The organism is Arthrobacter sp., assembly GCF_031179385.1.
Lineage (GTDB): Bacteria > Actinomycetota > Actinomycetes > Actinomycetales > Micrococcaceae > Arthrobacter_D.
Window position 1 is genome coordinate 1 of the sequence record NZ_JAPSHV010000105.1, and the last position, 9,338, is coordinate 9,338.

The following is a 9,338-nucleotide window of genomic DNA, read 5'->3' on the forward strand; positions in this document are numbered from 1 at the left end:
ACCGCTCACCCGCCCCAACGCGCCGCTCATCACGAGATCCAGATCACACCCCGGCACCGCCACCACAACAACAAACCACAAACACCACCCGCCCAACCCCAAACCAAACCCACCACAGCGGCGCAAACGACGGTGTAATCGGCTCCTCCCGCCGGGCGATTGCCCGGCGGGAGGAGAGCCGGAAGTGGCCACATCAGAGGCTGTGACGAACAGCGAGAATCCGAAGGATACGTCCGCGAGTTGGTCCGGAGGGCCAGGGAGCAGGGCCTGTCATTGACGGATCCCGGCGGGCTGCTGAAGTAGTTGATGAAAAGCGTGATCGAGACCGCCCCTGATGGAGAGATGACCGAGGACCTTGGTTACGGCGTCAGGCCGAGGTCCCGCACCCCCGCAGCCACGGCTTCCGGCACAGCGAGGTCCGCGAGCCCCGACGCTTTGAGCCGCCGATAACGGCCTCGGACAATTCGTCTTTGCGGTAGGCGTCTCCGACTCAAGCGGCGAAATCTTCAGTTAACGCCTGCGCCAGCATGGGGTCTCGGTTCAGGCACCCCTATTGTTTTCGGGCTGCCTTGTCGAGAGCTTCCAGCACCCGCGCGTTGTTTGCCGCGTCCGTGAGATCGTAGCGGAGCGGTGTACCGTTTAGGACGCTGTCGGCGAAGTGTTCGCCCATCCGTACGAAGTGGTTTTCGCCCTTGACCTGGTGATAGATGGAGTCCTGCCCGAAGTGATGCTCCTCCAGGACCGAATCCTCCTCCAGCAGCCCAAAAGGATTGTCGAGGTAGAGCCGACCCTCGGTGCCCGTGAGTTCTAAAAAGTTGCGGCGCTCGAGGTTCACTCCGGTATCAAAAAGCGCGGTTGCGCTGCCGGGGAAGCGCAACATGCCCGCAATACTGGTGTCAATTCGGCCTCGATCGTTGGCGTCGCGGTAGTTGCCAAAGGCGGCGACTCGGGCCGGCTCCTGCGCCGTGACCATCCGGCTGACGTTGACGCAGTAGCACCCCGTGTCGAAAAGTGCGCCGCCGCCGAGCCCGGTATACCAGCGGATGTTGTCGTCCCCGCCCGCATCGAAGGAGTGACCGACGTGGACAAATGTCAGTTTGCCTACCGCACCGGCCGCGAGCAGCTCTTGCAGTTTCTCGAAACGCGGGTGAAAACGGTACATGAAGCCTTCTAAGACTTTGAGTCCAGTCTGGTCGGCCTTGCGCGCAATCTCTTCGCACTCGGCGGCGCTCATCGCCAAAGGTTTTTCACAGAGGACGTGCTTGCCGGCGTCCAAGGACTTTAGAATCCACTCGAGGTGCAGTGCGTTCGGCAGCGGAATGTAGATAGCGTCGATGTCCGGGGAAGCGAGCAGCGCCTCATAAGAGCTAAACGCCTGTGGTACGCCGTGCTTGTCGGCGTACTCCCTGGCCCTTTCCTCGGTGCGGGAAGCGATACCTACGACCTCACCGTTTTTCGTTTCCTGCAATGCCGGAATTGTCTTGCGGACGATGCGGGCGCTGCCCAGGACGCCCCAACGCAATTTCTCGCTCATTGAACTCTCCTTTTTTTGCAGCCTACCCTCGGTCGCGTGTTGAGCCACGAGCAACACAAACGAAACCGTCGGCATCCTGATCTGCGCCACCAGGAACGACCCGAGTGCCCGGTACAGCCTCGGCCGCTCTACCTCGCCTAGGCGGTCGCAGCCTAATACATACGACAAGCTCCCCCCAGTCGAACAACGGGCCCCTCCCCTCCAGGCTTTCGTAACGACCCCTTCTGGCGGCGGCACGGTCTTCAGCAGCGGGTTCGACATAGCGCGCGGACAACGGACCCACAGCGGCCATGACCAGCACATAGGCAGTAGCCAGCCATGGCCGCCAGTTCTTCGGTAACGGCACCGGATGCCACAGCCAGTCCGGCGATGACGATCGAGAATTCGCCACGAGCTATAAGCGCCGCTCCGGCACGGAGACAGCCAGGGGGAGCACCTGCCAATTCGCGGTAGACCCTTGTCAAGGCATCAGCAGCCGAAACTGCGGACAGACCGGCTCACGCGTAGGGAACCTACGGCACTATGCGCTCGCGCGGTCGACCGAGGAGCCCAGCGCTCGGGAGATCGCGTCCGCGGCGGCGACTGCCTGCGGCGCAAACTGCTCGATCGTGGAGCCGGGATACTCAAGCTCAAGCGATGAGATAGACAGGCCATATGTCACCCGGCCGAGGTGATCCCGGATCGGAGCTGAGACGCACACCGTGCCGCGCTCGTTCTCGCCTAGATCGAGGGCGTAACCCCGTTGGCGCACGTTCGCGAGCTCTGTACGAAGCTGCCCGGGATCGGTGATGGTCGCGTCGGTGCGGGCCGGCAGACCGACCTCGGCCACTAACCGGGCCACCTGCTCAGGTGACCAGCTCGCGAGCACCACCTTTCCCATGCCCGAGCAGTGCATCGGCATCGGCAATCCCACACGCGAAGCCATCCGATAGGGCTTCGACGAGTCCTTGCGGATGACGTACACCATCTCGAAACCGTTCACGACACCGACGTGGACAGTGCAGTCGACTTCGCGGACGAGTTGGTCGACGATCGGCTCCGCGATGAAGGATATGTCGAGTCGTGAGATGGCCCTGCCGGCAATGCCGAGGAGACGGGAGCCGGGATGGTAACCACGATCGCTGTCGCCAGTGATGAACTTCAGCTCGGCCAACGTAGCGAGGATACGGTGCACGGTCGCCTTGGGCAGCCTGGTTTCCTCGACAATATCGGTGAAGCGGTCGTAGAGGATCGCGGCCTCGAGCACCCGCAACGTTTTCTCACTTGCGCCCATGGACGGCGCCGGGCTTGTGTCTAGCTCTCTGGGTTCCCCGGTCATGGCCGCATCATCTCACGTCAACAATCGCGACGCCATCCATGTCGTCGAAGGCCTGGTTCTCGCCGGCCATCGCCCACACGAACGAGTAATTGGACGTTCCTACGCCCGAATGGATTGACCACGACGGCGAAAGCACCAAGCCCCCGTCACCGACAAGCATGTGACGGGTCTCGGACGGTTCGCCCATGAGGTGAACAACGCGGGCCTCCTCCGGCACATCGAAGTAAACGTAGAACTCGGTGCGGCGGTCGTGCGTATGCGCCGGCATCGTATTCCACATGCTGCCGGGGTGCAGCTGCGTGACGCCCATGACCACCTGGCAGCTGCGCACGCCGTCTTCATGAATGTACTGGTTGATGGTCCGGCGGTTCGAGGTCAGCGGATCACCGAGCTCTCGGACGGTGCCCTGGCCGGGTTCGACGAGCGCTGTCGGGCAGGTGGCATGGGCGGGCGCCGAGAAGCCATAGAAACGGGCCGGCGTCGCGGCGTCGTCGGACTCGAAGGAAACGTCCTTCACTCCGCGGCCCAAGTACAGGCACGCGCCGGTGGTCATTACATGGCGCTCACCGTCGGCATGGACGACACCCGCCTCTCCGATGTTGACGATGCCGATCTCGCGATGGTCGAGGAACTGTTCGCTACGGATCTCCGGCACGGCCTCGAGCGCGAGCGGTGCGTCAGTCGGCACAGCGCCGACCGCGACCACGCGATCGTAGTGGGTGACGACGGTGCGCACGCTTCCGGGGATGAAGAGGTCCTCGACGAGATAGCGGTCACGCAGCTGCTGCTGGGTGGCTCCGGGAATCTGCTCGGGAGAAGTGGGGCCGTAAACGGCGGTCATGATATTTCCTTCCAATGGAGAGTCAGAGCAGGCCCATGAGGCCAGGGAGCCACAGGGAAAGCTGGGGGACGAAGACGATGACGAACAGCAGCGCGATGAGTACGAGCAGGAACGGCATCAGCTTGGCGATAACCGGCTCGAGCTTGACTTTCGCCACCTGAGTACCAACGAACAGCACGGGCGCCGACGGCGGCGAGATCACCGCGATCGAGAGATTGAAGACCATCACGATTCCGAAGTGCACCGGGTCAATGCCGTAGGAAACCGCAATCGGCAGGAAGATCGGAGTGAAAATCAGAATCGCCGGCGTCGGGTCAAGCGGGATGCCGATCAACAGCAGCACAAGCATCATGATCAGCAGCACCACGACCTTCGAGTCGGTCCACCCGAACAGCGAATCGGCGATGAGCTGCGGCAGCCGGGCGTAGGTCATGACGTAGGACATGATCGTCGACACCGCGATCAGGAAGATGACGATCGCGCTGGTGCGGCAGGCGTCGAACAGGACGCGCGGCAGGTCCTTGACCGAGATGGTGCGGTAGAAGAACGACAGAAGCAGCGAGTAGATCACGGCCACCGCCGAGCCCTCGGTCGGGGTGAAGAAGCCAGCGACGATGCCGCCGATCGCCACCACGATCAGGCCGAGCGACGGAACAGCGCGCCCGAACGTAACCAGGAAGACCGAGAATTTGGGCCATGACTCGCCCCGTAGCTCGGGGTGCCGACGCGCGTAGACCAACCCGACGGCCGTGCACGCTAGCGCCCACAGGATGCCGGGGATGTAGCCCGCGACGAACAGGGCACCAAGTGAGGTGCCGCCAGCAGCGAGTGAGTAGACGATAAGCGTGTTGCTCGGCGGGATCAGCATTCCAGCCGGTGCCGAAGCGATATTCGCCGCCGCGCTGAAGGCGCGGTCATAGCCCGCCTTCCGCTGCATTGGAGACATGGTGGAGCCGATGGCGGCGGCGCTGGCGACGGCGGAACCGGAAACGGACCCGAAGATTGCGTTTGCGATGACGTTCGTCTGCACGAGCGGTGCCGGCGTTCGGCCCACGAGCACCCGTGCGAGATTGATGAGCCGCTCGGCAATGCCGCCGTTGTTCATGATGACGCCGGCCAGGATGAAGAACGGGATGGCGAGGAGCGCGAACGAGTCAGCACCGCCGATCATTTGTTGGGCGGAGGTGATGGCGCCTCGCTCGAAATCCACGATCAGCAGCATGCACAGGGCGGACGGCAGCGCGATCGCGATGGAGACAGGGGCGCCAATCGTGAGCAGCAAAGCTAGGCCGCCGATGAGGATGGCGCTGATGGTACCGGGCTCAATCACAGCGATGCCGCCTCAAGGTCCTCGTCGTGATCCATGTGGCCGGCATAACGGCTTGAGAAGGTTCCGACGATGTGGATGGTCAGGTAAATGCTCAGCAGCACGCCGGAGATCGGCAGAGCCAGGTAGAGCTGGCCCTGCGTGAGGGGCAGCAGCGGATTCTGCTGCCCCCACGCGAGGGCGGACTGCTGGAGACCGCCAAATACCATCACGTACAGCACGAACGCGAGCGTTGTGAGGTAGGCGATGATGTCGGCGACTCGTTGGAGCGACACGGGCAGTCGTGCGACCAGGAAGTCCATGATGACGTCAGCCTTCTCGCCGACGGCGATGGCGATTCCGATCAGGCTCACCCACACGAATGTGTGTCGCGCCGCTTCCTCGGACCACGCGCTCGGCTGCCCCAGCACAAGGCGAGTGAAGACCTGCCAGGCCACGAGCAGCACCAGCAGCGCAAAGAGGGTGACGCAGGTTGCTCGGAGCGTGCCATCGAGCCACGCCCGCGCGGTCTTCATAAGCTTCCCGGTTGCCATTAGCTGCGCGCCGCCTCGATGGCGTCGTAAACGGCCTGCGCGACGTCGGACGTGACGAGCTCCTCATGCAACGGGCGCGTTGCCTCGCGGAACACCTCGGTGTCGACCTCGCTGATCTCCGCACCGGCCTCCTCAGCCGCGGCGGCTGCCTCCTCGACGGCGGCACCGAACAGCTTGAGCTCGGTGTCGACCGACGCCGTGAGCAGCTCCTCGAAGATCGCGCGGTCCTCCTCGGGGATGCCATCCCAGACGGTCGGGCTCGTGACCAGGTAGTCGGGCATCATCAAATGCTCAGTGCGCGAGTAGTAGGGCGCAATCTCATCATGGGAAAGCGACGAGTAGATAAGCTCGTTGTTCTCTGCTCCGTCAAGCACGCCTGACTGGATTGCGGTGTAAACCTCGCCCTGCGCCATTGGCGAACCGACGCCGCCCATGAGTTCCATCATGCGTACGTTGGTATCCGAACCGATAACCCGGATTTTCTGACCCGAGAGGTCGGCGGGCGTCTCAACCGGGCCAACGCTCGAGTACACGTTGCGGGTACCACCGTGATACGCGGAGACCACCTGGATGTTGTCGTCCAGCAGTGTGTCGTACAGCTCGCCTGCAACCTCACGGTCGTTGAGCACGCTCATCTGGTGCTCAGGCGACTCGTAGAGATAGGGCAGGTTCACGACCGAGAAGTCCGATTCGAAGTTCTCAAGCAAACTGCCGGCGACGACGGCGAAGTCGATAGTGCCCGACTGCACCTGTTCAATGGTGGCCGCCTGGTCGCCGAGCGTCTCATCGGTATAGAGCTCAAGCGAATACCGGCCGTCTGTCTGGGCCTTGAGCTCATCCGAGAGCTGCAGCAGCGCCTGAGCCTGCGGGTGGTTGATGTCCTGGTTGAATGCAACGCGGAGGGCAGTCTCACCGCCGACCTCTTCCGCGGAAGCGGAGCACGAGGCAAGTGCCATTGTGGTGATTACAGCGGCGCTCAGTACGCCCAGAATCCTTTTCCCTTGCATAATTTTCTCCTCGTCGAGATTTGAACGGTGTGATGTGCGCCACCGGCGCGATCGAAGACTACTATAACCAAATAGAACTCAGTTGCGCCACATGGAACTTTTCGCGGAACATGGTTCCATTAGATAACGGACCTACGAAGGAGATGGCAGTGCGAGCAGCGGGATACATCGGCGATCGAAGTGTCGAGGTGGGCGGCGCCGAAGTGAATCCACCCGCATCCGGCCAGGTCACCATCAGTGTGGGGGTGCGCGCATGAGTATCTCATTCGACCTGACCGGTACCACCGCCGTTGTCACCGGCGCCCGTCGCGGCATCGGCTTCGCGATGGCTGAGGGGCTTGCCATGGCCGGCGCCGACATCATCGCGGCATCCGCCAGCCAGGAGGCCGACGGCGGTGCGATCGGTGCGCGGGTACGCGAGCTCGGACGCACTTTCGAGGGATATGCCGTCGACTTCCGGGACCGCGATGCCGTCGCCGCCTTCGGGGCGGCTGTGCGGGAACGCGCTGACATCCTGGTGAACAACGCCGGCACCATCCGCCGATCGCCCGCGGCCGAGCATCCGCTCGAATGGTGGGACGAGGTGCTCGACGTGAACCTGCGCAACCAGTTCGTACTCACGCAAGCTGTTGCGGCCGGAATGCTCGAGCGCGGCTACGGTCGCATCGTCTTCACAGCGAGCCTGTTAAGCTTCCAGGGCGGCATCACTGTGCCGGGGTACACAGCAGCGAAGTCGGGCATTGCCGGCCTCGTGAAGGCGCTCAGCAATGAGTGGTCCGCGCGCGGCGTCACGGTGAACGCGATCGCACCTGGCTACATCGCCACCGACAACACTGCGGCACTGCGCGCCGACGAGGATCGCTCGCAGGCTATCCTCGATCGCATCCCAGCCGGACGCTGGGGCAGCGCCGAGGATCTGCAGGGCGCGACGGTGTTCCTCGCCAGCCCGTCGTCCGCCTACGTCACCGGCGTCACGCTGCCGGTCGACGGCGGATGGATGGCGCGATAACGTTCGAGCCAAGCGGCGTTGTCCCGCTCGCGGGCGTCAACGACGATTCGGCCGCCGATGCGCTCGCCGACGGCCTCGCAGCCAGCCGCCTGCCGGTGCTTGAGGTCAGCGAAGCCGTTATCAGCCGTGCCGGAGCGTCGCCTTCGATAGGGCATCGGCCCGAGCCGGAGCGGGAGGCCAGTTCTTGATTGCCTTTTGCCGGGGCGCGGCGTAGGTGCGGACCTTCGACGTAGTCAGTCCCTGTCGGACGAGGGATTCGGCGATCGTGACGGCCGCGGCGACCCCGTCGACCACTGGCGCCCCGGTGCGCTCCGCGACCTTCATCTTAAGCCCTGCCATGCCTCCGCAGCCCAGGCAGATGACTTCAGCGTGGTCATCCCGCACGGCCCGCAGAGACTGGTCGATTATGGCCTGCACCGCAGCGTCGGGGTCGGACTCAAGTTCCAGGACGGACATGCCGCTGGCCCGTACGGATGCGCAGCGGTCGGTGAGCCCTGCCAGCTTCAGGCGGTCCTCGATGAGCGGGACAGTGCGGTCCAGAGTGGTCACTACCGAATAGCGGTGCCCGAGATACATGGCGGTGCTCGCCGCGGCCTCGGTGATGTCCACCACCGGTACGTCCAGAAGCTCCTGAAGGCCTTCCCTGCCGTGCTCGCCATATCCCGCCTGGATGACCGCATCGAAGGGCTCTGCGTAGGCTTTCACGGTTTCCATCACAGCGATGGCTGCCAAGTAGCTTTCGTAGTTGCCCTCGACTGATTCCGCTCCGAACAGCGGCGTCAGGGGCACAATTTCCGTCCCCGGGGAGGCCGCGGCTGCCGCCTCGCGCCCGATGGACGCGGTCATGGACTCGGTGGTGTTCACGTTCATTACGAGGATGCGCATGACGGGTTGCCTTTCCTTACGGGCATCGTTTTGCTAAACCGTTCAGTGCTTTGGGGCGACGGCGATCGGTTCGCCGTCGACCTGGCGGAACGTCGCGTGCCGGTCCGCGACCAGCAGGTAAGTTCCGGCGGCCAGGATGGCGCCGACGAACCAGGAGAAGCCGGAGATGTAAGTGAAGGCGGGCACGAGCGCCAGCACAAGTGCGACGATGGCCGCCGGTGTGCCCGCGAGGACGGCCTTCCTGTTTACGCCGCGGGTGTAGGCGTATTCACCGTCGGGGGACTCGGAGTACAGGTCGGGGACGTTGATTTTGCCTTTGCGCAGCAGCCAGTAGTCGGCCATGATGACTCCGAAAAGCGGGCCCAGGAGGGCGCCGAGTCCGCCGAGGAAGTACACGATGACCAGCGGCGTGTTGTACAGGTTCCATGGCAGGATGATCAGGCCGATGACGGCGGAGATGATGGCTGCCCGCCGGAAGTTCAGGGTGCGGGGGAACAGGTGGGCAAGTGTGTAGATGGGTGCCACAAAGTTGGCCATCAGGTTCACGGCCACAGTGAGGATGATCAGGGCCAGGCACGCGAGGACCAGCAGGAACGTGTTGGGGATGGCGTTGACGACGTCGGTGGGTGATTCGATGACTGTCCCGTCGATCCTGTACTGGGCGCCGGAAAGGACGATGACGATGGCTGCGAAGAAGAGCATGTTGATGGGGATGCCGAAGAAGTTGCCGCGGACGACCGACCGCTCGGAGGGGGCACCGCGGGTGAAGTCGCAGAAGTTCAGCACGAACGTTCCGTAGATGACGACCCACAGCGCGGCGGACTGGAAGATGCGCACCCACATCTCGCCGCCGGTCAGGGAATCGGCGGTGGACCATGCGATGG

The 9,338-nt window shown here is 63.5% G+C and carries 9 protein-coding genes and 2 pseudogenes; 2 read left to right on the forward strand and 9 right to left on the reverse strand.

The features are described from left to right. Positions 1–234 precede the first annotated feature (234 nt). Positions 235–363 (forward strand): annotated as a pseudogene (locus tag RIF85_RS15945) (IS256 family transposase); the annotation flags it as partial. A 187-nt stretch (positions 364–550) separates the two neighbouring features. On the opposite strand, the gene RIF85_RS12750 reads toward RIF85_RS15945, so the two are convergent. The 7 genes and pseudogenes from RIF85_RS12750 to RIF85_RS12780 form a co-directional block, all read right to left on the reverse strand. Then, positions 551–1,534: a Gfo/Idh/MocA family oxidoreductase gene (locus RIF85_RS12750; protein ID WP_309072276.1), complete on the reverse strand. Its 984-nt coding sequence runs from the start codon at positions 1,532–1,534 to the stop codon at positions 551–553. A gap of 241 nt (positions 1,535–1,775) precedes the next feature. After that, positions 1,776–1,968: pseudogene (locus RIF85_RS12755) on the reverse strand (cation:proton antiporter); the annotation flags it as partial. Positions 1,969–2,054: 86 nt separating this feature from the next. Continuing rightward, positions 2,055–2,852, reverse strand: coding sequence for an IclR family transcriptional regulator (locus RIF85_RS12760; RefSeq protein WP_309072277.1), 798 nt, complete (start codon positions 2,850–2,852; stop codon positions 2,055–2,057). Positions 2,853–2,859: 7 nt separating this feature from the next. Then, a complete protein-coding gene (kduI, locus tag RIF85_RS12765) occupies positions 2,860–3,693 on the reverse strand; it encodes a 5-dehydro-4-deoxy-D-glucuronate isomerase (RefSeq protein ID WP_309072278.1) in 834 nt (277 codons plus the stop codon). Positions 3,694–3,715: 22 nt separating this feature from the next. Then, complete coding sequence (locus RIF85_RS12770; RefSeq protein ID WP_309072279.1) at positions 3,716–5,023, reverse strand: TRAP transporter large permease; 1,308 nt, start codon at positions 5,021–5,023, stop codon at positions 3,716–3,718. After that, positions 5,020–5,553 carry a TRAP transporter small permease gene (locus RIF85_RS12775; protein WP_309072280.1) on the reverse strand — a complete coding sequence of 178 codons (534 nt, stop codon included), beginning with the start codon at positions 5,551–5,553 and terminating at the stop codon, positions 5,020–5,022. The genes RIF85_RS12770 and RIF85_RS12775 overlap by 4 nt, the downstream gene beginning before the upstream one ends. Then, on the reverse strand, positions 5,553–6,560 hold the full coding sequence (locus tag RIF85_RS12780) for a TRAP transporter substrate-binding protein (protein ID WP_309072281.1): 1,008 nt from the start codon (positions 6,558–6,560) through the stop codon (positions 5,553–5,555). The genes RIF85_RS12775 and RIF85_RS12780 overlap by 1 nt, the downstream gene beginning before the upstream one ends. A gap of 253 nt (positions 6,561–6,813) precedes the next feature. Here RIF85_RS12780 and RIF85_RS12785 point away from each other — a divergent pair, with 253 nt between their 5' ends. Next, positions 6,814–7,569, forward strand: a complete 756-nt coding sequence (locus RIF85_RS12785) for an SDR family oxidoreductase (protein ID WP_309072282.1) — start codon at positions 6,814–6,816, stop codon at positions 7,567–7,569. A gap of 120 nt (positions 7,570–7,689) precedes the next feature. Here the strand turns inward: RIF85_RS12785 and RIF85_RS12790 are convergent, their stop codons facing one another. Then, positions 7,690–8,454, reverse strand: a complete 765-nt coding sequence (locus RIF85_RS12790; protein WP_309072283.1) for an aspartate/glutamate racemase family protein — start codon at positions 8,452–8,454, stop codon at positions 7,690–7,692. A gap of 42 nt (positions 8,455–8,496) precedes the next feature. Further along, positions 8,497–9,338, reverse strand: an 842-nt coding sequence (locus RIF85_RS12795; RefSeq protein WP_309072284.1) for a cytosine permease, incomplete at its 5' end; no start/stop codon positions are given.